The sequence below is a fragment of the Streptococcus sp. HMSC072D05 genome, assembly GCF_001815805.1.
Classification (GTDB): Bacteria; Bacillota; Bacilli; order Lactobacillales; family Streptococcaceae; genus Streptococcus.
This window is the reverse complement of sequence record NZ_KV822038.1, coordinates 22,433-43,851: the sequence shown is the minus strand read 5'-3', so window position 1 is coordinate 43,851 and position 21,419 is coordinate 22,433. Positions and strand designations below refer to the sequence as shown.

25 protein-coding genes are annotated in these 21,419 nt (G+C 41.0%); 2 read left to right on the top strand and 23 right to left on the bottom strand.

Going from position 1 to position 21,419, the window contains the following annotated elements:
* From HMPREF3057_RS06035 to HMPREF3057_RS05970, 14 genes are all read right to left on the bottom strand, one after another.
* A partial coding sequence (locus HMPREF3057_RS06035; protein ID WP_142350354.1) for an MFS transporter occupies positions 1-706 on the bottom strand: 706 nt, incomplete at its 3' end.
* 112 nt (positions 707-818) lie between these two features.
* Positions 819-1,442, bottom strand: coding sequence for a Pr6Pr family membrane protein (locus HMPREF3057_RS06030; protein WP_000775204.1), 624 nt, complete (start codon positions 1,440-1,442; stop codon positions 819-821).
* Positions 1,443-1,444: 2 nt separating this feature from the next.
* Positions 1,445-1,783: a zinc ribbon domain-containing protein YjdM gene (locus HMPREF3057_RS06025; protein ID WP_001061581.1), complete on the bottom strand. Its 339-nt coding sequence runs from the start codon at positions 1,781-1,783 to the stop codon at positions 1,445-1,447.
* 209 nt (positions 1,784-1,992) lie between these two features.
* Positions 1,993-2,511: a Dps family protein gene (locus HMPREF3057_RS06020; RefSeq protein WP_000229895.1), complete on the bottom strand. Its 519-nt coding sequence runs from the start codon at positions 2,509-2,511 to the stop codon at positions 1,993-1,995.
* 188 nt (positions 2,512-2,699) lie between these two features.
* A complete protein-coding gene (gene tpiA, locus HMPREF3057_RS06015) occupies positions 2,700-3,458 on the bottom strand; it encodes a triose-phosphate isomerase (protein ID WP_000087891.1) in 759 nt (252 codons plus the stop codon).
* A gap of 96 nt (positions 3,459-3,554) precedes the next feature.
* Positions 3,555-4,232: a DnaD domain-containing protein gene (locus tag HMPREF3057_RS06010; RefSeq protein WP_000220746.1), complete on the bottom strand. Its 678-nt coding sequence runs from the start codon at positions 4,230-4,232 to the stop codon at positions 3,555-3,557.
* A gap of 8 nt (positions 4,233-4,240) precedes the next feature.
* On the bottom strand, positions 4,241-5,185 hold the full coding sequence (gene metA / locus HMPREF3057_RS06005; RefSeq protein ID WP_001122733.1) for a homoserine O-acetyltransferase MetA: 945 nt from the start codon (positions 5,183-5,185) through the stop codon (positions 4,241-4,243).
* A gap of 181 nt (positions 5,186-5,366) precedes the next feature.
* A complete protein-coding gene (locus HMPREF3057_RS06000) occupies positions 5,367-5,879 on the bottom strand; it encodes an adenine phosphoribosyltransferase (protein WP_001049316.1) in 513 nt (170 codons plus the stop codon).
* 179 nt (positions 5,880-6,058) lie between these two features.
* The gene (gene rplA / locus HMPREF3057_RS05995) at positions 6,059-6,748 is read right to left on the bottom strand and encodes a 50S ribosomal protein L1 (protein WP_001085675.1); all 690 of its coding nucleotides are present in this window, start codon (positions 6,746-6,748) and stop codon (positions 6,059-6,061) included.
* 97 nt (positions 6,749-6,845) lie between these two features.
* Positions 6,846-7,271, bottom strand: a complete 426-nt coding sequence (gene rplK / locus HMPREF3057_RS05990; protein ID WP_001085808.1) for a 50S ribosomal protein L11 — start codon at positions 7,269-7,271, stop codon at positions 6,846-6,848.
* A gap of 122 nt (positions 7,272-7,393) precedes the next feature.
* The gene (gene ldcB / locus HMPREF3057_RS05985; protein WP_000747738.1) at positions 7,394-8,110 is read right to left on the bottom strand and encodes an LD-carboxypeptidase LdcB/DacB; all 717 of its coding nucleotides are present in this window, start codon (positions 8,108-8,110) and stop codon (positions 7,394-7,396) included.
* Positions 8,111-8,124: 14 nt separating this feature from the next.
* Positions 8,125-8,586, bottom strand: coding sequence for an HIT family protein (locus HMPREF3057_RS05980; RefSeq protein ID WP_000335584.1), 462 nt, complete (start codon positions 8,584-8,586; stop codon positions 8,125-8,127).
* A 186-nt stretch (positions 8,587-8,772) separates the two neighbouring features.
* Positions 8,773-9,717, bottom strand: a complete 945-nt coding sequence (locus HMPREF3057_RS05975) for a hypothetical protein (RefSeq protein WP_223341662.1) — start codon at positions 9,715-9,717, stop codon at positions 8,773-8,775.
* Between the two features lie 26 nt (positions 9,718-9,743).
* A complete protein-coding gene (locus HMPREF3057_RS05970; RefSeq protein WP_001077273.1) occupies positions 9,744-10,781 on the bottom strand; it encodes a M42 family metallopeptidase in 1,038 nt (345 codons plus the stop codon).
* A gap of 139 nt (positions 10,782-10,920) precedes the next feature.
* On the opposite strand from HMPREF3057_RS05970, the gene HMPREF3057_RS05965 reads away from it, so the two are divergent.
* The gene (locus HMPREF3057_RS05965; protein ID WP_000844335.1) at positions 10,921-11,469 is read left to right on the top strand and encodes a DUF1307 domain-containing protein; all 549 of its coding nucleotides are present in this window, start codon (positions 10,921-10,923) and stop codon (positions 11,467-11,469) included.
* Positions 11,470-11,787: 318 nt separating this feature from the next.
* Positions 11,788-12,339: a DUF1307 domain-containing protein gene (locus tag HMPREF3057_RS05960; RefSeq protein WP_000855327.1), complete on the top strand. Its 552-nt coding sequence runs from the start codon at positions 11,788-11,790 to the stop codon at positions 12,337-12,339.
* A 50-nt stretch (positions 12,340-12,389) separates the two neighbouring features.
* On the opposite strand, the gene brnQ is transcribed toward HMPREF3057_RS05960, so the two are convergent.
* The 9 genes from brnQ to HMPREF3057_RS05915 all read right to left on the bottom strand — a co-directional run bounded on the left by brnQ (position 12,390) and on the right by HMPREF3057_RS05915 (position 21,396).
* Positions 12,390-13,715 (bottom strand): branched-chain amino acid transport system II carrier protein, encoded by a 1,326-nt coding sequence (brnQ, locus tag HMPREF3057_RS05955; RefSeq protein ID WP_070696894.1) that lies wholly within the window; start codon positions 13,713-13,715, stop codon positions 12,390-12,392.
* Between the two features lie 184 nt (positions 13,716-13,899).
* Complete coding sequence (locus HMPREF3057_RS05950; protein WP_000659165.1) at positions 13,900-14,187, bottom strand: rhodanese-like domain-containing protein; 288 nt, start codon at positions 14,185-14,187, stop codon at positions 13,900-13,902.
* Entirely contained in the window at positions 14,184-14,774 is a 591-nt protein-coding gene (locus HMPREF3057_RS05945; protein ID WP_000078137.1) for a uracil-DNA glycosylase family protein, read from the bottom strand. The genes HMPREF3057_RS05950 and HMPREF3057_RS05945 overlap by 4 nt, the downstream gene beginning before the upstream one ends.
* 53 nt (positions 14,775-14,827) lie before the next feature.
* Positions 14,828-16,228, bottom strand: a complete 1,401-nt coding sequence (pepV, locus tag HMPREF3057_RS05940; RefSeq protein WP_070696892.1) for a dipeptidase PepV — start codon at positions 16,226-16,228, stop codon at positions 14,828-14,830.
* Positions 16,229-16,237: 9 nt separating this feature from the next.
* The gene (locus HMPREF3057_RS05935; protein ID WP_000670152.1) at positions 16,238-16,843 is read right to left on the bottom strand and encodes a nitroreductase family protein; all 606 of its coding nucleotides are present in this window, start codon (positions 16,841-16,843) and stop codon (positions 16,238-16,240) included.
* 174 nt (positions 16,844-17,017) lie between these two features.
* Positions 17,018-17,872, bottom strand: coding sequence for a metallophosphoesterase family protein (locus HMPREF3057_RS05930; protein WP_070696890.1), 855 nt, complete (start codon positions 17,870-17,872; stop codon positions 17,018-17,020).
* Positions 17,862-19,709: an excinuclease ABC subunit UvrC gene (gene uvrC / locus HMPREF3057_RS05925; protein WP_070696889.1), complete on the bottom strand. Its 1,848-nt coding sequence runs from the start codon at positions 19,707-19,709 to the stop codon at positions 17,862-17,864. The genes HMPREF3057_RS05930 and uvrC overlap by 11 nt, the downstream gene beginning before the upstream one ends.
* 101 nt (positions 19,710-19,810) lie before the next feature.
* A complete protein-coding gene (locus tag HMPREF3057_RS05920) occupies positions 19,811-20,512 on the bottom strand; it encodes a M57 family metalloprotease (RefSeq protein ID WP_042902752.1) in 702 nt (233 codons plus the stop codon).
* Between the two features lie 104 nt (positions 20,513-20,616).
* Positions 20,617-21,396, bottom strand: coding sequence for an alpha/beta hydrolase (locus HMPREF3057_RS05915; RefSeq protein WP_042902753.1), 780 nt, complete (start codon positions 21,394-21,396; stop codon positions 20,617-20,619).
* Between the last annotated feature and the right edge of the window lie 23 nt (positions 21,397-21,419).

Below are 21,419 nucleotides of genomic sequence, written 5' to 3'. Positions count from 1 at the left end.
CTAGACCTCTTTCCACCATCAGACTAGGAATACGAATGGTGATAGCTGTATTGGTGCAGACAACTACTGCTGCTTCGACAGCCAATAGAAAAATTAAGCCTTTCATCTGTCCTGTCAAACGAGTCGTTTCGGTCTCTTTTCTCTTTGTTTCTTTCTTTTCTTTCCCATAAGGGACAAAGAGCAGATAAAGGATCAATACTAAAAACCCCGCACTGTAGGCCAAGAAGGTCACTGTCCATCCCAAGGATAAGAGTTGACCTACAACTAGAGTCAAAATCGATGCCCCGACAACTTCTGCTGATCCGCGAAGACCCAACATCTGGATCCGTGTCTTTCCATGATAGCGTTCACTGATGATGGAAATGGCCTTGGCATTGATCATCCCAACACCCAAGCCAAATAAAATCCGCATCGCAAAGACAAAGTTGTACTCCTGATACCAGAAAGGGGCTGTCCCACCGATAGAAAGGATGAGAAGTCCCAGACTAATCTGAAGTCTCTCAGGAAACAACCGCTCCAAAAACCCATTTAAAACCAGCATGATCATAATTCCAAAAGAAGGGAGACTGACCAGGAGCTCGATTTGTTCCTTGGGGTAGCCTTGATAGTAGTCAAACATGGCTGGCAGAGCACTTGAGATGGAAAAGGAGGTAATCAAAACGAGGGAGAGGGCCAAAATACTAGCCCGTTCTAAATATTGTTTCATGAATTTTCTTTCTGTATATTTCTCACTGTTTATCCTTTTAAAAGGAAGATGGCAAGAAAAGAAGGAGCCCGATTGAACTAGAGACTCCGTCCTAACTTTCCTAATAGGAAGACTATTTTCGCTTGATTTGCTTGATCAGATAGAAGATGAAGCCTGCAACCATATAGGCCGCAAAAATGATCAAACACCATTTGATAACCACGTCCCAACCCTTGTTCACATTTAAAAAGAAATATGGGAAGGGATTGTCCTTGGAATTCGGAATATTGAGTTTTAAGACCAGGCCGTTAAACAAGGCAAAAATCATATAAACCAAGGGCAAGATGGTCCATAAGACTGGATCCCAGATCTTGTATTGACCCCGTTTATCAAAGAAGAGGGTGTCAGCTAAAAACCAGAGTGGAACGATATAGTGGCAAAGGAAATTTTCCACACGGTAAAAGTCTGTCGCAATCGGAGCAAGCATAAAATGGTAAATCACACAGGTAATCATGATACTCATGGTAACACCACCCTTGAGACGAAGCAAGGTCGGACTTTGCCAATTTTCACCTGAACGGCTCATCACACGGAGCAGATAACCCGTGAAAATCGTTACCAAAAGATTGGACAACACTGTATAGTAAAGGAGCATACCAAAGCCACCGTGTTTGGTAATCTCCAAATAAACTCCTGTAAATGCCGCTAAGAACAAGAGGACACGACTATAAAAGATAAATTTATAATTCAGTTTCATGGCTAGATTTTCTTAACAAATTCTGACTTGAGTTTCATAGCTCCAAAACCATCAATCTTACAGTCGATGTTGTGGTCACCTTCTACGATACGGATATTTTTAACGCGAGTTCCTTGTTTCAAATCCTTTGGCGCACCTTTTACTTTCAAGTCTTTGATAAGGGTTACAGTATCGCCGTCAGCCAATTTATTTCCATTGGCATCGATAGCAACAACACCTTCTTCTACTTCTGCAACTTCTGCAGGATTCCACTCATAGGCACACTCTGGGCAGACCAAGAGACTTCCGTCTTCGTAGATATATTCTGAATTACATTTTGGGCAATTTGGTAAGTTGTTCATAAGTCCTCCTTAAACTAACAATTATTCTTTAAAATTCATATGTTATTGAACAGCAACTATTATACCGTAAAATCCTACTTTTGACAATGTGTCCTAAGTCCAGCAGACAAAAAAATCATGCAACTTTTTACAGTTACATGACTTTTAAAAGATGATTGATCATGGGCACTTATCAAGCGCCTCATGATAAAAGGGGTAGCAACTATATTTTACAAACCAGGAGCTTGTCCAAGTTCTGCTGTAAGCATCCAAACTGTTTTCTCAAGTTCAGCCTTAGCCCCAACAAAGATATCGTTTGTAACATCATCACCTTCTTCGTCAGTTACATCCAAAGCTTTTTGGAAAAGAGCGATGAGGTAGCGATAAATTGCTAGAACACGTTCCAAGCTTTCTTCAACGTTACGGAATTCTCCTTCTTCTTCTTCGATTTCACTGTGTTGAAGGAATTCTGTCAAAGTTGAATAAGGTTTTCCACCAAGAGTAATCAAACGTTCACTGATTTCGTCAAGATAGCTATCAAGACTGTCCATGTATTCATCCATTTTTGGATGCCATACGAGGAAGCCACGACCACGCATATACCAGTGAACTTGGTGAAGGGCAATGTGAGCCACATACAAGTCCGCTACTGCTTGGTTCAATACTTCCTTTGTTTTTGCCAATGCTACTGGCGCTGTTTTAGATAATGTTGTTACGTCTTTTACTGCTTCTTTTTTCAATTCAACCATATTGATCACCTCATAATATTATTTTTGCAACCATATTTATTGATTACTATCTCAGTATACTACTCCTAGTAGACAAAAGCAAGAAAATTAACCCATATTAAAAAAGTTGTAATTGACTGATAATTTAAGAAAAATATACAGTCTTTAAAAAAAAGACAGTCTTAGCAGACTGTCTGGAATAACTGAGATTATTTTACAAAATCAAGCAATGCCAAGAAGCTTTCAGCTTCAAGTGACGCACCACCAACAAGGGCACCGTCAACGTCTGGGCAAGCCATGTATGAAGCAACGTTTTCAGGTTTAACAGAACCACCGTATTGAACACGAACTTTGTCCGCAACTTCTTGACCAAAGTCTGCAGCTACAACGTCACGAACGACTTTACACATTTTTTGTGCATCGTCTTGTGAAGCTGATTTACCAGTACCGATAGCCCAGATTGGCTCATAAGCGATAACGGATGCAGCAACTTGTTCAGCTGTCAATCCAGCCAATGCAGCAGATACTTGAGCACCTACGAATTCAGCAGCTTTACCAGCTTCGTAAGTTTCAAGTGACTCACCACAACAGATGATTGGAAGCATACCGTTTGCAAAGATTGCTTTTGCTTTTTTGTTGATATCTTCGTCAGTTTCATGGAAGTAGTCACGACGTTCTGAGTGACCGATAACAACGTAGTCAGTACCGATTTCTTTCAAAACTTGTGGGCTAGTTTCACCAGTGAAAGCACCTGCATTTTCAAAGTAGCAGTTTTGAGCAGCAACTTTAAGGTTTGAACCTTTAGCAGCAGCAAGAACAGCTGTCAAATCAAGAGCTGGAGCTGCGATACCTGCTTCAACAAGGTCTGATGAAGGAAGTTTTGATGCAACGGCTTCAACGAATGCTTTTGCTTCTTCTGGATTTTTGTTCATTTTCCAGTTACCAGCGATAAATGGTTTACGTGACATTTCACATACCTCTTTTTTCATTTTATTCACTATTATTCTATCATATTTATAAGGAGCTTGCAAACCTTACTCTAATTTTCAAGATTTTTCAAGCGACTAATCTTGCCACAAATTCATGGCATCGAGGAAATCAGCCGAAGCCTGAACTTGTTTGGGATTGTTGACTTCTCGCTCTGCTCGTTTGGCCTCTACCTGAGTCACAGACTGAATACCTTCATGGCGCCAGTTTCGTAGGATTGCCTGAATATATTTCCAGTTTGGCTTGCCATTGAGAACGGCCTCTCGGAGAGCTTCCTTAATCAAATCCGCCTTAACTCCGTCTTCTTTGACAGTCTTGGAAAGATCTTCGATTTCAAATGGTGTTAATAAGCGTCCCAACTCCTGCTGAAAAGTTTCAACCAGATCCTTCAACTGATTCTGCGGGTTTGGGGCAGTTGTAGCTGGAGTTTGGCTGTCTAGTAAGCTATCCAAGCGTTCAAAAGCCAAACTAGCATCAAAAATCAGCTCAATTTCCCCATTTAGTTCAATGGTTCGATATTGTAGCAAACCATTTTCAGTCAAATTTGAAATAGATTGGTTGACATCTGCAACCTCTTTCCCAATGATTTCAGCAATCTGACTAGGTGAAACATCTCCTAGGGCTGTGGTATTTTGTAAATAGAAAAATTGCCAGACGAGAAAATCTTCGCTGGAAGGAAAGAGTTCCTTAAAATGCAAGAGCAGGGCACTTGGTAAAACCAAGTTCCCTGATTTAAAAGCGTCAAAATATGTCATAATTCCTCTTATAGATATCCAAATGCAGCCACATCATCCTCTACCTTTCTCCAGTCAAAAGGGGTTTCTTGATAAACTGCATAGTTTACCCAATTGCTGAAAAAGAGGGCAGCTGATGAAGACCAACAGAGACAAGGCGTCTCATTTACATCATCATTTTTAAAGTAGTTCTCTGGGATATGAGGGTTGAGTCCCGCCTCATAATCACGAAAATACTCTCTTGCCAAAGTGTCACGATCGTACTCCAAATGACCAAAACTATAAATTTCACGCAAATCTCGACTAGCTAGGATAGAAACCCCAACCTCAGGACCTTCTGACAGAATCTCCAGATTGGTCTTGTTTAAGATTTCTTCTTTTAAAATCTCAGTATGACGAGAATGAGGAGCTACATAGCGATCATCAAAACCTCTAAAAAGAAGGTGCCCTTCTTTTAAGGTATCCTGTGGATAAATGCCTGATAGTTTCCGATCCATCTGGTGCTTTTCAACGCCATAGCGAACATAAAGACCTGCTTGTGCTCCCCAACAGATATGGAGGGTTGAAAAAACATGCGTCTTAGACCATTTGATGACCTGCTTGAATTCCTCCCAGTAGTCCACCTCTTCAAAAGGCAAATGCTCCACTGGTGCTCCTGTGATAATCATTCCATCAAAAAAGTCATCCTTGACCTCTGGAAAGGTTTTATAGAAGGTTTCCATATGTTCGGCACGAGTTGTCTTGGAACGATGTGTTTCCATATATAAGAAATCAATATCTAATTGCAAGGGGGTATTGGCCAAATGCCGTAAGAGTTGCGTTTCTGTTACCATCTTTTGAGGCATGAGATTTAAAATCAAAATCTTCAAGGGGCGAATATCCTGATGAGCAGCCCGTTGGTCGTCCATAACAAAGATATTTTCTGTCCTTAAAATCTCCACAGCTGGCAATTTTTTATCAATTCTAATCGGCATAACCTTCTCCTAACTGTACTCTTTTAGAAATAATTGAATGTGTTTGAAGTCAAATCTCAAACACTTAGTCCTTTTATTATACTGCAAGAAGATATAGTTTTCAATTATAGTTTTTCTCTAACTAGCTATAGTTTGTTTATATAGCAGATGAAGAGAAAACAGCCCCAAGGACTGTTTTTCATTAATAATGCATAAGTACCTTGTAATCGTAATCTCCGATTTTTTCACGGCCTTTAAGCTCATCCAACTCAATCAAGAAGGCACAACCGGCTACAACTCCACCAAGTCTTTCAATCATCTCAATGGTTGCTTTGACAGTTCCACCTGTTGCCAAAAGATCATCTACGATGAGAACACGTTGACCTGGCTTAATCGCATCAGCATGCATGGTCAAGGTATCAATACCGTACTCTTTCTCATAGTCAGCAGAAATGACTTCACGTGGCAATTTCCCTGGTTTACGAACAGGTGCAAAGCCAATTCCCAACTCAAAAGCAACTGGGCAGCCCACGATAAAGCCGCGAGCCTCTGGGCCCACGATCATGTCGATCTTCTTATCGGTTGCATACTGAACAATTTCACGAACAGCGTAGCTATAAGCATTTCCATCTGCCATCAAAGGGCTGATATCACGGAAGGTAATACCTTCCTTAGGATAATTTTCAATCGTTGCGATATAATCTTTTAAATTCATCTTTTTCTTTCTTTCAAAGTTTTTTACTCTCTATTATACCACATTTTCTGTGAAAGAAGAAGAGGAAAAGCACTATTCTATTGCCCCATCAGGCTATTAATAGAGTTATTTCCCCTGGAATGAACTTATCATCAAAAAAACGAGCACATTCGTACTCGTTCTCTGATATAAACTACTGATTAAAGTGAGTTTACGTCAACCTTGATACCAACACCTTGAGTAGTTGTGATTGTCAAGTTTGTTACGTAAGTTCCTTTAGCTGTAGCTGGTTTTGCTTTTTGGATTGTTTCGTTGAAAGCTTTGAAGTTTTCAACCAATTTTTCAGCTTCAAATGATACTTTACCGATGATTGCTTGAACGTTACCTGCACGGTCAGCACGGTAAGTAATTTTACCACCTTTAGACTCTTCAACTGCTTTAGCAACATCCATTGTTACAGTACCAGTTTTAGGGTTTGGCATCAAGTTACGTGGTCCAAGGACACGTCCAAGACGTCCAACAAGAGCCATCATGTCAGGTGTAGCGATAACTACGTCGAAGTCCAACCAACCGTCGTTGATTTTTGCAACAAGGTCATCTTCACCAACAAAGTCTGCACCAGCAGCTTTTGCTTCTTCAGCTTTTGCACCACGTGCGAAAACAAGAACGCGTGAAGTTTTACCTGTACCGTTTGGCAATACCATTGCGCCACGGATTTGTTGGTCAGCTTTTTTAACGTCGATGTTCAAGTTGTAAGCAACTTCTACAGTTGCGTCAAATTTTGCAAAGTTAGTTTCTTTTGCAAGTGCTACAGCTTCTTCTACACTGTATGCTTTTGTGCTGTCGATTTTTTCAAGAGCAGCACGAAGTTGTTTGCTTTTTTTAGCCATTTTCTATTCTCCTTGTAAGTGGTTCAATCGATTTTCATCTCCCACGTCACTTCTCGAAATGATGAAGTCTTGCGGGTTATATTGGGGGTGTTATTGATTAGTCAACAACAGTGAATCCCATAGAACGAGCAGTACCTTCGATCATACGCATTGCAGACTCAATGTTTGCTGCGTTCAAATCTGGCATCTTAGTTTCTGCAATTTCTTGTACTTGTGCACGAGTAACTGTAGCAACTTTAGTTTTGTTAGGTGTACCTGATCCTTTTTCAACACCTGCAGCTTTTTTCAAAAGAACAGCAGCTGGTGGTGTTTTTGTAACGAAAGTAAATGATTTGTCTTCGTATACTGAGATAACAACTGGAATGATCATACCAGCTTGGTCAGCTGTACGAGCGTTGAACTCTTTTGTGAATCCCATAATGTTGATACCAGCTTGACCAAGAGCAGGTCCAACTGGTGGAGCTGGTGTAGCTTTACCAGCAGGGATTTGCAATTTTACAAGTTTTTCGACTTTTTTAGCCATTTTTAAATCCTCCTTTGTGGTTTTGGCGGTAATTAAAGATTTTTACCTCCCACAAGTATGCTTTACACATACCTTTCCATTATACACTATTTATCTAAAAATGCAAGAGAAAAATTACTTTTTTAATCGACGTAATCTCCGCCTTCAAAGCCATAGTACTCTTCTAAACTGAGACCACTTGCAGCAATTTCTTTGGCCTCTTTTCCGACGTAGCGAAGATGCCATTCTTCCGCCATGTAGCCAGTCTCTTTTTCCTTGCCTTTGAGATAGCGAACAACAAAGCCAAAGTCAGCCGCATGATCCAAGAGCCACTGGGCTGCCTTTTCTTCAGTAACTAAATCACCATCTGTCCCAATAAGGTCAAAAGCAAGACCTGTTTGGTGTTCACTATAACCTGGGCGAGCTGAGTAGCGATCAGCAGCTTCCTTACCATCTTGATTCACATAGTCTTGATAAAGTTTGGTTTGAGTTTCATAACTTCTAAAACCACTGTAGTGATCGCTGATTGGGTAGCCCGCTGCTTGCATTGCTGCAATGAGTTTCAGCAACTCTGCTTTAGCTGTTGGATTTTCTCCTGGATTATAGTCTTTTGACAAAGGATAGTGCTTATTAGCTATGACGATTTCATCGTACTTCCCTTGAATACTATAGTAGTCTCCCTTATTGACAACTTCTGCCTTCTTCTGACTAGAGGCTTGGGATTTGCTCCCTACAGTTCCTTCAGGTTGACTAGTTTGTTCCGTTTTTTGAGTGTTTTCTTCATTTTTAGGTTTTTCTTGAGAACATGCTGCTAGGGTTACTGCTAGCAAACCTGATAAAACGATGTATCTTTTTTTCATTTTTTCTTCCTCTCTTAGGCCATGTGCTTCTCTAATTCATCGGATAAGGCTTTAATCATTTGTTCCAACTCATGGGATTTCACTTGGCAATCTTCTGACGCCATTTCTTCCCAGGGCACCCACCAGACTGGACCACGGCCATTAAGCCCATGCCCCTTCATATCACCTGACCGTCTTGGAAAGAGGTGCCAGTGAGCGTGGGCATCTCCATTTCCTAGAAGTTCGATGTTCATCTTTTCAGCTTTAAACGCTTTGGCGACTGCTTCTTGGACTAAACTCATTTCCTCTAGAAAACGCAGTTTTTCAGAAGTCTCCATATGGTGGAGTTCTGTTATATGTTCTTTTGCCAGAAATAAGGTATAGCCCTTAAAGTATTGGTGATCCCCAATAACAACATAGCCTGTTTCTAGTTCTTTTACAAAGTAGGGATTTTTCCCCGCTTTAATTAGGTCTATCCGCTCACAAATAAGACACATGAGTCTCTCCTTTCAACTCTAATAAGTTCAAAATATCTTGAGCCTGACAGCTCGGGATTAGCTATACTTGCATTCTCAAGCACATAGGGATTAAATCACTCACTGTCAATCCCTGCTTTATTTACCCCTCGGATATCCACTGCTTCAAAGTCGAGAAGGATGTGATTAAGGTCAAAAAGTCGGTGTTCATAGGTCATCATTCCCCTCCCTCTTATCTTTGTGAAATAATTTTTGAATCTTATTAAAAAATGGAATAACTGTAAAATTATCTATAAAGCGTCTCTTACTTAACTTAGGTCCCTGTAGTTTTCTATATTCTTCGATATAAATTGTAGATACCTTACCAATTTCACTTTCTCCGAAGATAATAGCTTTTAAAAATATTACACCAATACTTAAACAAAGTGAAACTATTCCAACAATAAGAACAATAGATAAATTTTTATACAAATAATACGATATTACAGTATCAACTGCGACAATATAGAAAAGGCACACTGTAATAAATATTCCAGATCTTCCATCATCACTTTCATCAACACTAAATTCTGGGAGTAAAAAAATTAAAATTACAACAAGCAGCAAATAAGCCAATAACAAAGAGGGTCCAGTAGGTTGTTCTATAAAACTCTGATACCCAAAGTAAATGAAAAATAGCTGAAGTAATAACATCGCATACTGAAATAAATAAAACCATATTTTAGCTGAACTTATAAGCGGAATATTTTTTTCTACTTTTATATCTAGTAATCGTTTAGCAATTTGTATCCGATGAGCTAGTTCTTTTAAATCCTCTATTTGAAGTATTTGAGAAGCAAGTTTTTTCTCTATAATTTCTATTTGATACCATATATATCCATCATCTTCTATCCACTGATATTTTCCAAAAGTTTTTATTTTTCGTCCATACGGATTAATGTTTTGAGAAATTTTAAAAAGTAGTTTTTCTAAATCTGGATTAGTAATTCCTTTATCTACCAGTTCATCGGCATAAACAACTAGTTCTTTAAAGTTTTCTTGTTTATTTTCATACACATACTTACGATATTCCTCTTTTTTCTTTTGGAAATAAGCATACAAACCCGAAACTAACCCCGTTATTATAGCAGGCGTTGCTAATTGTTTCAGCATTTCAAACATAATACTTTATCGCCCCTTTACTCCACCAAGGTGCTCTTGAGATAGGCGTCTACCATACGCTCAGTCGCCACGACCGAATCAATGTGTGTTCGTTCGTAAGAGTGACTGGATTCAATACCAGCTCCAAGGAGGGCGTGTTTGACCTCTGCTCCTGCTGACATAGCTGCTGAAGCGTCCGATCCATAAAATGGATAGATATCCAGCTTAAATGGAATATCTTGCTCTTTCGCCAAAGCTACTAAGTGTTGACGGAAGTCATAGTGATAAGGACCAGAAGCATCCTTGACACAGATAGATACTGTGTACTCATCCGTCTGTTGGTCATCGCCCATAGCTCCCATATCTACAGCTAGATATTCCACTACCTGAGCTGGAATATTGGAGTTGGCACCGTGACCCACCTCTTCGAAGACTGAAAAAGCAAAATGAGTTGTTACTGGCAATTCAATCCCCTCTTCCTTGTAAATACGAAGAAGATTGAGCAAAATTGCTGCGCTGACCTTGTCATCCAAGTGTCGAGACTTGATAAAACCAGTTTCTGTCACAACTGTTCGCGGATCGAAACTAATAAAGTCTCCAACCTCAATACCCAAGGCGCGGGTTTCTTTTTCATTGGTTACTTTTGCATCCAAACGCACTTCCATATTGTCCTGAGTACGTTCAGCAGTTCCTGCATCCTTGTAGACATGGCAAGATGTCTGGTGGATGAGGATAGTTCCAGATACCGTTTTACCTGTACTAGCCACATGAACCGTACAGTTCTCTCCCTCAATCATGTTCCAAGGGAAACCACCGATACGATCCAATTTGAGACGGCCATCCGGTTTGACAGCACGGACAATAGCACCCAGCGTATCCACATGGGCAGTCACATAGCGGTGTTGGTCATCATTTTGACCTTTAATAGTAACATTGACACCACCCTTAGCAGTTCGAATAGGCTGGTAACCAAGCTCTTCTAAAGTATGGACTAGGTAGTCTGAAATCTCACGAGTAAAGCCCGTTGGAGATGCAATAGCAGTTAATTCTTTGATATAGTTTACAGTTTGATTCATTTCTTCACCTCTTTCCTACCATTATAACATTTTTCTAGTCAGACTCCTTCTCAAAAGGAGAAAAACTGTGTTTAGTTGCTTTCACTATAGATCCATGTTATAATACAAATACTTTGATTATGAAAGGAAAGTAACAAATATGAAATCATACTTTAAAGTATCACTAGCCCTTGTGGCTTCACTTGTCCTCCTGCTCGGATGTTCCAAACAAGCATCAACAACTGCTAGCAGTACTAAAGAAGACACAACAACTCAGTCAAGTGAGAGCAAACAAAGCACTGAACAATCATCTGAAAAGAAAGAAACAGCCAAGACACATACTTTTGTCAACAAAAGCAATTCTGGAATCACTTCTACCTTGGTTTATACTGTAGAGGGGGACAATGTTATCAAGCAAACCGCTCAAAATGTTGCAGATCCTGAGATTCTTAACGCAACTCCAGAAGATGTCAAGAGTTTTATCGAAGAAAAGTACAAAGGTTATAATGGACTCAAAGGTGTTAAACAAACGATTGAAATCAAAGATGGAAAAGTTGTTCAAGATTTAGAAGTTGATTTCTCAGTTGCAAGTATTAGCGAACTTAGAAAAGCACTTCCTGAAGAATATTCTGGTATCGGCAATCGTGTCAGTTTCTCAAACTCTAAAAAAGCACTGGAAAAAATGGGGTTCACAGAAAAGACGAACTAATCTCCTAAAATTTCATATAGACTAGTGTAGGTCCACCCCAAAAGTTAGACACAACTCTAACTCTTGGGGTATTTTATTACATCCCTAACCGATGAGTCCAATAGAGTCCTCCCAATCCCATAAAAAGTGCATTTAAAACTTCACACCCTTATAAAGCCATAGGATAAAAGTTATTTGAAATAGATGGAGACAAAACTTTAATCGTCTGACTAGTTTCTGTTCATTGGAATGTCAGTTCAGATAAAAGGGTAGGTCTAGTTGATTTTGTAGTAGAATCATGTTATAATACAAAATACTTTGATTATGAAAGGAAATTCTATGAAAACTCTGGTTAAAACTTCACTAGCCCTAGTGGCTTCACTTATCCTCCTGCTCGGATGTTCCAAACAAGCATCTACACCTGCTAGCAGCAGTAGCAAAGAAGACAAAACAACTCAGTCAAGCGAGACCAAACAAAGCAGCCAACAATCATCTGAAAAGAAAGATGAGACAAAAAACTACATTTTTGTTCACAATAGCAATCCCGGAAGAACTTCTACCTTGACATACACTGTTAAGGGGGATGATGTTGTAAAACAAGAAGTCTATAATGTTTTTGACCCTGAAATACTGGACAGGTCAGCAGAAGAGATTAAAGAACTTATCGTGAAAACTTATAAAAAGGAGGAAGGACTTAAAGGCATTACACAAAATATCGAATTCAAAGATGGAAAAGTCATCCATAGCATGGAGGTTGACATGACTGTTGTGAATCTCGAAGAGATGAAAAAAGCAATGCCAAATGAAGTTTCTGGCTCTGGAAGCCGTGTAAGTTTTCTAAAAACTAGAAAAATGCTTAAAGAGGCTGGATATATTGAACAAACCAACTAATGAGTCGTGCTCATACAAAAAATTCTTGGTCGATGACCAAGAATTTTTTTTTATTCCATCTCAAAAACATCACTCTCTTGTTTGTTTGGTAGAAACAATGAAAGCAAGATTCCGATAATAGCTGGCACTAGCCATGGAAGAGAGGCTGACGCAAACGGAAGGGCATTAATCAGATTTTCTAGAAACTCAATCTTAAAGGAACTTCCAAGGACGCTTGCAAGAGCAATAGCTGTAACAAGCCCAATAGTTAACTGCATGCCCGGTTTTGATAGGGCGACAAACTTATTCACAATCACGATCATCACAATGGCGATGGTGATTGGGTACAAGATTACCAGTACTGGCACTGAGTACTTAATGATTGCATCCAAACCGAGGTTTGCAATAGCAAATCCAATCAAGGTAAAGGCAGTGGCATAGACCTTGTAGCTGATTTGTGGGAAACGTTCGTTAAAGAACTCTGCTGTCGACACAATCAAGCCAACTGTCGTTGTGAAGCAGGTTACAGTTACCATAACAGCAAGGAAGAGTTGAGCTGTTGATCCAAAGATTTCCTGAGTTGCTTGCGACAAGATATAAACACCTGGTGTTCCACCCTTCATCGCTTCGGCTGGTACTGGGAAGTGATTTCCAAGGAATCCTAAACCGATATAAAGAGCGCTAAAGGCAAGAGCTACAACGATACCAACCACCCAAATAGTTGAAATATACTCTTTCTTACTGGAGAATCCAAGTTGTTTCAAGGTTTGAACTGCAATCACACTGAAGGCAACTGAAGCAAGGGCATCTAAGGTATTATAACCTTCTAGGAATCCTGTCCCGAAAGCAGAAGATTGATAGGCCACTGAAGCTACTTGAGGGCTTGTTCCACCATATTTGAAGGCACCTAGTACAACCAAGATAACGATCAACAAGGCAAAGACTGGCGTTAAGATGCGTCCGATTCGATCCAAGATTTTTGATGGATTGAGCGAGATTAAATAAGCCGCTGCAAAGTAAAGCACGGTAAAGACAATCAATCCTAGACCTTTGTTTGCTTCGGATAAGAGGGGGCTAATCCCAACTTCGTAAGCTGTTGTTGCTGTACGCGGAATGGCAAAGAAGGGGCCAATTGATAGATAGAGGACTGCAAGATAAAGCGTCGCAAACCAAGGTGAGATTTTCTTAGAAATCTCGTGAATGTATCCTTTCGGGTTTAGCGTTCCAATAATAAGTGTCAAGACGGCAATACCGACACCTGAAAAGACAAAACCTGCGATGGCAGGAAGAAACTGTTCTCCAGATAGGGCACCTAGAGAAGGCGGAAAGATCAAGTTCCCCGCACCAAAAAATATTCCAAACAGGAGCAAGCCTGTTAGGGCACCTTTTTTAGCCATAAAAATCTCCTTCATATTTCTAAAATACTGACCTAGTATACCATGATTAAGACTCTGAAAAAAGTATCCAAAATTAATCATTGAATGTTTTCAATATTTTTAAAAATAAGAATTATCTAAAAACAAAATCCCTCACTCAGTTGGAACCGAGCAAGGGAAGATTAGGATCTATCACCATAGAGGTTTAAAGATTTTCAAAGGCCGTCATTCCACCTTGAACATTGATAACTTCATAACCCTGTTCAACTAGAAATTGACAAGCACGCGCTGAACGTATTCCAGATTTACAAATGACATAATGCAAGAGGTCCTTGTCCAACTGATCATAGATATCAGCTAATTGACTAAGTGGTAGGTTTTGAGCACCTTCTAAATGAAGCGTCTGGAACTCTTCTACTTCTCTCACGTCCACTAGAGAAAGTTGCTCATTTTGATAAAGCTGGTAAAAATCGTTAAAAGTAATTTCTTTCATTTTGTTTCTCCAAGAATCTTTTGAATTCTTTTTTTCAAATCGGGCACTACTTCTGACTCAAACCAAGGATTTTTGGCCATCCAGATTTGATTTCGTGGTGAGGGGTGCACCAGAGGGAAAAATTCTGGTAGATAGTCTTTGTAGTGTTTTACCCGTTCTGTCACCTTGCCACTAACTTTTTCATGTAAATAATAGGCTTGGGCATATTGTCCAATCAAGAGAGTTAATTGGATATCGGGCAACTCTTGCAAGAGTTGCGGATGCCATTTTTCTGCAAAACCTGTACGAGGTGGAAGGTCGCCTGACTTGCCATGCCCCGGAAAGTAGAAATCCATGGGCAGAACTGCAAAATAACCTGAATTGTAAAAGGTGTCCTCATCCACACCTAGCCACTCACGCAAGCGATCGCCACTCTTATCCTTCCAATAAATCCCAGCTTCTTGCGTTTTAAGCCCAGGAGCCTGACCGACAATATTGATGCGGGCAGTTTTTGGCGCCGCAAAGAGAGGTTCGATTCCGCGTTCTGTATAGCTAGTATTTTGCGGATCCGCCATAATAGCTTGCTTGATTCTTTCAATTTGAGACATCTGTTTTCCCTCCAAAAAGAAGTCCAAGCATAACATCTCAGACTTCTATCGTTTTATTTGATCAATTCATAAATAGCTTCTGCATAGATTGCTGCTGCTCGGAAGAGATCGTCCAAGGCGATAAATTCGTTGGCTTGGTGCATGGTATCGATTGAGTCTGGGAACATCGCACCGTAGGCAACCCCGCGTTCCAGCAAGCGACCAAAGGTACCACCACCGATGACTTGTTCATGACCTTGGAGACCAGTTTGTTTTTCATAGACATTCAACAAGGTTTGAACGAGTGGATCTTCCATTGGCACATAGTGAGGAGTATGACCATGTTCAGAAAGGCTAACAGAAGCAACTGGCAAGTTTTCAAGGATTGACTTGATTTGCTCTGGGCTTGTTCCTTTTGGATAACGGAAGTTAAGAGCAATCGTATTGTCAGCACTTGTTTCATCGAAGCGGAAGACACCGGCATTCATAGAAAGGGCACCCATCTTTTCATCTACATGAGCAACCTTGAGATTTGTACCCTTATGGTCGTTCAAGAGAATCTTACCAGCGATGTCGAGGTAGTCTTTTGCAGGTCCTGCAAAGTCAAACTGACTGAGGAAAAGGGCAAGGTAGGTCGCACCATTGACACCTGATGCAGGCATAGCACCATGAGCTGATTTACCAATCACAGTCACCTTGTACTGGCCGTTTTCTTCTTGGAGTTCTCCTCTGAGTTTGTGTTCTGCAACAAAGGCATCTAGTTTAGCTTGCAAGTCAGCCAAGTCACCTGAAACGACTGCTGTTGCTGATTCAGGTACCATGTTTTCACGCAAACCACCTGTGAAGCTGTGAAGGCGAGCTGCACCAGTATTTTCACCTGCAAAATGGAGATATTCTGTGATATTCCCTTTTTCACCATTGATGATAGGGAATTCAGCATCTGGAGAGAAACCGAAGTCTGGTTTCGCAAGTCCTACATGTTCAAAGTAGTAGTCCATGTCTGCCCAGCCTGATTCTTCATCTGTTCCGACGATGAAACGAACTTTTTTAGAAGTTGGAAGCCCCAATTCTTTGATGATTTTCAAACCATAGTAACAAGCTGTTGTAGGCCCCTTGTCGTCTGAAGCTCCACGCGCATAAAGGCGACCGTCTTTGATAGTTGGTGTATAAGGGTCCGTGTCCCAACCGCTACCAGCTGGCACCACGTCCATGTGAGCAAAGATTCCGAGAACTTCTTCTCCTTCACCAAACTCAAAATGTCCTGCGTAGTTATCAACATTTTTAGTTGGATAGCCATCACGGTCTGCGATTTCAAGGAATTTTTCCAAGGCTTTTACTGGACCAGGTCCAAATGGATGCTCAGCATCGGCTTTGCTGTCATCACGTTCTGAGTTGATTTCCAAAAGGCTAAACAAGTCAGCCAAGAGGTCTTCTTTGCGTTTTTCTACTTCTGCTGTAAAATCAATAACTGTCATTTTTTCTTCCTATCTCTTCTCGATAATTTCATCTACTGGCAAGCGGTAGCTCGGTTCCAATTTCTCATCTGTGTATCCAACTGTGATCAAGAGTTCTGGACGGAATCGGTCTTCAATGTCCAAAACTTCGTTGGCTTTTGATTTGTCAAATCCAAGAATAATGTTAGAACCGATTCCTTGGTCAGTCAAAGCAAGAACTAAGTTCATGGCTACTAGTCCCGCATTAAGGGCCAAGTAGTCACTAACTTGCTGTTCACTGTAACGCGCAAACTCGGCAGGCAAATTCTTCATGAAATATTGAAGTTGCTCTTCTGAGAAATTCTTTGCACCACCAACTCGGGCAATCTTGCGGGCACGTTTGGCAAGATCTGTATCTGTAAACAAGGCAATGGTCACTGGCGCTGATGATACCTGCTCAAAGTTCGAACCATATGCTAATTTTGCCAATTCTGCATTTTTTTCACGAACCACCACAAACTTCCATGGCTGGCTGTTATGGGCACTTGGGGCCAAGGTTGCGATTTCGATAGCCGTACGCACATCTTTGGGATCTACCGGTTTATCAGTAAAATGCTTAGTCGCATGACGTTTTTTATTTAATTCAAGAAATTTCATAATCGATTTCCTTTTCTAATTCTACTGCATCCATTCTACCATATTTTGAAAGAGCTTGCAGAGATTTTTCATAGAAAGAAATTGGAACACGGATGAAGCCCTGGATTTAAACTTATCATTAAAATCAGATTTTTCCTCATCCAGTTCCAACTAATTCTCAGGGGTTTAAAGAAACTAGTCTATCTTGTATTCTGACTTTATAGCCTCCAAAAATTCTTTCACATCCTCCACATACCCATGCTTTTCAATTAAACTAGATAAAAGTTCCAGATTGTGCCCCCGATAGTTGTCATCTCGACGTAGTTCTTCATACATTTCGATAAAAGGAAGACCCTTGGACTTGGCCAATTCTAACTCTGCTTCATAGTCATACGCAACTTTTCGGAATAGAATATTTATCAATTCCCCATCTTCAACCTCTATCACAGCATACTGGGCACGGTGATTTTTTAACGCCTCCCAATTAAAATAGGGCATGCCAATCGACCCTGGATTGATGATTTGTTGCCCTTGACTGCCATAACGAAGCAACTGCTTGTGAACATGACCATAGACTGCCACGTCAACTTCATCATCTAGGAGTTGGTCAAATTTCTCTGTATCATTCTCAACTAGCAAGTCACCACCATAGTTCTTATTTGGCAAATTATGAGAAAGAGAAAAGCGCAGTTCGTCAACTTCTTTCTTTTCTAGCATAGGTAAATTTCGTAGCCAGACAATCGTTTCAGGATCCATTCGCCTCATCAAAAACTGGGTCAATCGCATGAGCTGGACTTCCTGTGGGTCTGCTAAGCCATATTGCCCATCTAAAGCCTCAAGGACACAATCATCCCAATTGCCTCGAACACTTGCTGTGATAGGAAGGTCTTTTAGCATAGCGACCAAATCATTTGCACCTGGACCAGGGAGGAAAATGTCTCCCATGAGCCAATATTCACTGGCTCCTTGAGTTTTAGCATCTGCAATCACTGCTTCTAGTGCCGTTGCATTGCCATGAATGTCTGATAAAATTGCGATTTTATGGTTCATGATGATTTCCTTCCGTTTGGTAATCTACTCTCTCTTCCGCTACTTGAGCCAACTCCACTTCTTCCTGCGGGTTCAACTTTCTCTGAACAGCTTCTGCGACTGCTCTTGGCACCCCAACTTCGACAATCTCATCTACACTGGCTTCCTTGATTTTAGTCAGAGATTTAAAATGCTTCATGAGATTCTGTTTGCGTTTAGGTCCCAGACCGTCAATTCCATCCAATTGAGATGAAAAGGAATTTTTTGAGCGCAGTTGCCGGTGGAAAGTGATAGCAAAGCGGTGTACCTCATCTTGAATGCGTTGGAGGAGAAAGAATTCTTGAGAATTGCGAGACAACTCCACCACTTCCAGCGGATCTCCAAAGAGCAATTCATGGGTTTGGTGCTTATCATTTTTTTGAAGCCCAGCAATGGGAATGTCCAAACCTAGCTCTTCTTGAATAACCTGCTTAGCGATATTGACCTGACCTTGTCCCCCATCGATGACAATCAAATCTGGCGGGGTTAAACCCTCACGTTGAACTCGACCATAACGTCTGCGAATAACCTCTCGCATACTCGCATAATCATCTGGACCGACAACCGTTTTTATCTTGTACTTACGGTAATCCTTCTTACTGGGTTTACCATTGACAAAGACCACCATGGCAGACACCGGACTGGTTCCCATGATATTAGAGTTATCAAAGGACTCGATGCGGACTGGGGTCGGAATTTGAAGCAAGCGTCCCAGATTTTCAATAGCTCCTTGGGTCTTTTCGACAGATTTTTCTAGCAGATTGAACTTTTGCTCCAGACTAATACGGGCATTTTTTATGGCTAGATTGACCAGTTGTTTTTTCTCTCCACGTTGGGGCTTGAAAATCTTGGTATCCACCAAGGCCTTGACGGCTTCTTCGTCAATATCCTGCGGAATCAATACTTCATTGGGAACCAGGTGAGATTTTTCTTGATAGAATTGTCCCACATAGGTCAAGAAGTCCTCATCCGGATCGTTGTAATAAGGGAAAAGATTGACATCCCGCTCGATGAGTTTTCCCTGACGGACAAAGAAAACCTGAACACACATCCAGCCCTTATCCACATAGTAACCAAAGACGTCCCGATTTTGCAAATCTTTCGCCATGACCCGTTGCTTGGTCCGAAGCGTTCCAATGGCCTGAATCAGGTCACGGTATTCCGCCGCACGTTCAAATTCCATGGTCTGAGCTGCCGCAGCCATTTTCCCCTTGAGGTCATCGATGATTTTGTCATCCTGTCCTTTTAGGAAATCAGAAACCTCCTGAGCCATGGACTTGAAATAAGCCTCATCTTTTTTACAGATAGTATGGGCCATACATTGGCCGATATGGTAGTAAAAACAGACCTTAGAGGGCGGGTTGGTACATTTTCGAAAAGGGAAAATCCGGTCCAGTAGACGCTTGATTTCATTTGCTGCCCCTACATCTGGATAGGGACCAAAGTAGAGACCACCGTCCTTTTTGACCTGACGGGTGATAATCAAGCGAGGATATCGCTCATTGGTGATTTTGATGAAAGGATAAGACTTGTCGTCCTTGAGCATGATATTGTACTTTGGCTTATTTTCCTTGATAAGATTGATTTCTAGGAGAAGGGCCTCAATATTGGACTCAGTGACGATAAATTCAAAATCCACAATTTCAGACACCAGAGCCTCTGTCTTGGTATCGTGACTCCCACGGAAATAGGACCGCACGCGATTGCGCAGATTTTTAGCCTTTCCTACATAGATAATAGTGCCATTTTTATCCTTGTGAATGTAGCATCCAGGGCTGGTCGGCAAGAGCTCTAGTTTTGATTTGATCAAGTTATTCATAGTTCCATTATAGCAAAAAGGCCGTAACAGGACGAACAAAAAGCCCCACCAATCACTTGTTGGAGGAGCTTTGATTTCTTTTTAGACTACACCGACTTCATCTAGTCGCTACTGGTATAGAGTTCTTGAACAGCTGTCACATCCTGAGGCTGAATCCCATAGTAAGAACCTGCTGGCTGCATGACAGAAGTTGCGTTGGTATGATCCAATCCGATGGCATGCCCCAGCTCGTGCTCCGCCGTGTGCACAATCCGTTCATAAGAATAACCATAACTTGGATTGGATAGATAATAGTGATTCAGGCGAACCGTTACAGATATAAATTGATTGGTTAACAAATTGGTTTGACTCTCGGCTTGACCTGCTACAGCGGTCGATCCATCATTCATCTCACTTGCCACAATATCTGCCTGGCTAGGATCCGCAACCACCTCAAAGGTAAAGGCTCCCGTTTGATTCCAGTTTTTTATAGCTTCTGCATAGGCACCTTGGAAGGTCTCATCCATTTGAGGTTCAATATAGATGCGAGCTGAGGCCTGAGCCCACTTACCTTCTGCATGTTGGTGACTGTCTGTCTGAGACAAGACTTCCAGCGTTCCCGTCTCCCTCCATTGATTCCAGCCATCTTGACCAATCTTGCTCATTTTTTCAACCTGATTGACCGCAGAATGAAAATCACCAGACAGATACCAAACCACTCCAAAGGCAATGAGCAGTAGAATAACTACAGTCCAAACCAAACGCCAGAAGAAACGCCAAATTCCCAAAAGAAATCGGAAGAATAATCGAATAATCCAGAACATGACGCCCCACCTTTCATAAAAATAAGAACCTATCTTGAAATCACATTCTCCTTGATCAAGATAGATTCTCTATTTTACTGAAGAAAGCTGAAAGAAACCTAAAACTAAGATAAACGTTCTTCCAAGACAAAGTCAATTGGTAGAGTAGCTAAAAAACGCTCCAATTGTTTTTCCCAGTAGTACCACTCGTGCTTACCTGGACTATGACTATAGGTCACCTCAAAACCAAGCTTTTTGAGGTTTTTCACTGCGAGGTTATTGGCAGAGTAAAGATAGTCTTGTTCCCCACACCAAGCCCATAGTTTGGTCTTTTTATCGGATTTTGCAGCCACGCTTTCAAGCGAATGAGGACTAGCTGTCCAGTCTTTAATCTCTCCAAAAACTCCTCGCCAGTAGGCAAGCGATCCAAGATCCTGACTTTCAGGAGAAAATTCGTGAAAACTGAGCGCACCAGAAAAACTAGCCGCATGAGAAAAACGATTTGTCGATAGAGCGAGTTTGAAGGAACCATATCCTCCCATGGAGAGACCAGCTATAAAGGTCTTTTCTCGCTTGCTGGTCATATTGGGGAAGAAACGTTTCATGACCTGAGGTAACTCTTCTGCTAGAGCAGTATAGTAGTTATAGCCATACTGAGTATCTGTGTACCAGCCATTGCTAGTATTGGGCATGATGACAATAAGATTGATTCCACGCAACAAGCGTTCGACATTGGTACGTTTGAGCCAGCTATTTTGGTTTCCTGACATTCCGTGCAAAAGGTAAAGAACAGGAATATCTGTGCAATCTGGTTCAGTCACCCGACTAGCATCTGGATAGAGTACGGTAACGCCCCATTCCATATCCAAAACTTTTGAGTAATACTCAATATTCATAACTGCCATGGTTGTCTCCTTTTACTATTCTA

Coding starts and splice junctions, on each gene's coding strand:
- HMPREF3057_RS05935 (WP_000670152.1), bottom strand. CDS start 16,843: ATGAAATTTCTTGAATTAAATAAAAAACGTCATGCGACTAAGCATTTT.
- HMPREF3057_RS06025 (WP_001061581.1), bottom strand. CDS start 1,783: ATGAACAACTTACCAAATTGCCCAAAATGTAATTCAGAATATATCTAC.
- HMPREF3057_RS06030 (WP_000775204.1), bottom strand. CDS start 1,442: ATGAAACTGAATTATAAATTTATCTTTTATAGTCGTGTCCTCTTGTTC.
- HMPREF3057_RS05930 (WP_070696890.1), bottom strand. CDS start 17,872: ATGAACCATAAAATCGCAATTTTATCAGACATTCATGGCAATGCAACG.
- ldcB (WP_000747738.1), bottom strand. CDS start 8,110: ATGAAAAAAAGATACATCGTTTTATCAGGTTTGCTAGCAGTAACCCTA.
- HMPREF3057_RS05915 (WP_042902753.1), bottom strand. CDS start 21,396: ATGGCAGTTATGAATATTGAGTATTACTCAAAAGTTTTGGATATGGAA.
- metA (WP_001122733.1), bottom strand. CDS start 5,185: ATGCCGATTAGAATTGATAAAAAATTGCCAGCTGTGGAGATTTTAAGG.
- brnQ (WP_070696894.1), bottom strand. CDS start 13,715: ATGGCTAAAAAAGGTGCCCTAACAGGCTTGCTCCTGTTTGGAATATTT.
- uvrC (WP_070696889.1), bottom strand. CDS start 19,709: ATGAATAACTTGATCAAATCAAAACTAGAGCTCTTGCCGACCAGCCCT.
- HMPREF3057_RS05945 (WP_000078137.1), bottom strand. CDS start 14,774: ATGTCTCAAATTGAAAGAATCAAGCAAGCTATTATGGCGGATCCGCAA.
- rplK (WP_001085808.1), bottom strand. CDS start 7,271: ATGGCTAAAAAAGTCGAAAAACTTGTAAAATTGCAAATCCCTGCTGGT.
- rplA (WP_001085675.1), bottom strand. CDS start 6,748: ATGGCTAAAAAAAGCAAACAACTTCGTGCTGCTCTTGAAAAAATCGAC.
- HMPREF3057_RS06010 (WP_000220746.1), bottom strand. CDS start 4,232: ATGACATATTTTGACGCTTTTAAATCAGGGAACTTGGTTTTACCAAGT.
- HMPREF3057_RS05970 (WP_001077273.1), bottom strand. CDS start 10,781: ATGAATCAAACTGTAAACTATATCAAAGAATTAACTGCTATTGCATCT.
- HMPREF3057_RS05980 (WP_000335584.1), bottom strand. CDS start 8,586: ATGTGTCTTATTTGTGAGCGGATAGACCTAATTAAAGCGGGGAAAAAT.
- HMPREF3057_RS05960 (WP_000855327.1), top strand. CDS start 11,788: ATGAAAACTCTGGTTAAAACTTCACTAGCCCTAGTGGCTTCACTTATC.
- HMPREF3057_RS05950 (WP_000659165.1), bottom strand. CDS start 14,187: ATGAAAGAAATTACTTTTAACGATTTTTACCAGCTTTATCAAAATGAG.
- HMPREF3057_RS06020 (WP_000229895.1), bottom strand. CDS start 2,511: ATGGTTGAATTGAAAAAAGAAGCAGTAAAAGACGTAACAACATTATCT.
- HMPREF3057_RS06000 (WP_001049316.1), bottom strand. CDS start 5,879: ATGAATTTAAAAGATTATATCGCAACGATTGAAAATTATCCTAAGGAA.
- HMPREF3057_RS05965 (WP_000844335.1), top strand. CDS start 10,921: ATGAAATCATACTTTAAAGTATCACTAGCCCTTGTGGCTTCACTTGTC.
- pepV (WP_070696892.1), bottom strand. CDS start 16,228: ATGACAGTTATTGATTTTACAGCAGAAGTAGAAAAACGCAAAGAAGAC.
- HMPREF3057_RS05920 (WP_042902752.1), bottom strand. CDS start 20,512: ATGTTCTGGATTATTCGATTATTCTTCCGATTTCTTTTGGGAATTTGG.
- tpiA (WP_000087891.1), bottom strand. CDS start 3,458: ATGTCACGTAAACCATTTATCGCTGGTAACTGGAAAATGAACAAAAAT.
- HMPREF3057_RS05975 (WP_223341662.1), bottom strand. CDS start 9,717: ATGCTGAAACAATTAGCAACGCCTGCTATAATAACGGGGTTAGTTTCG.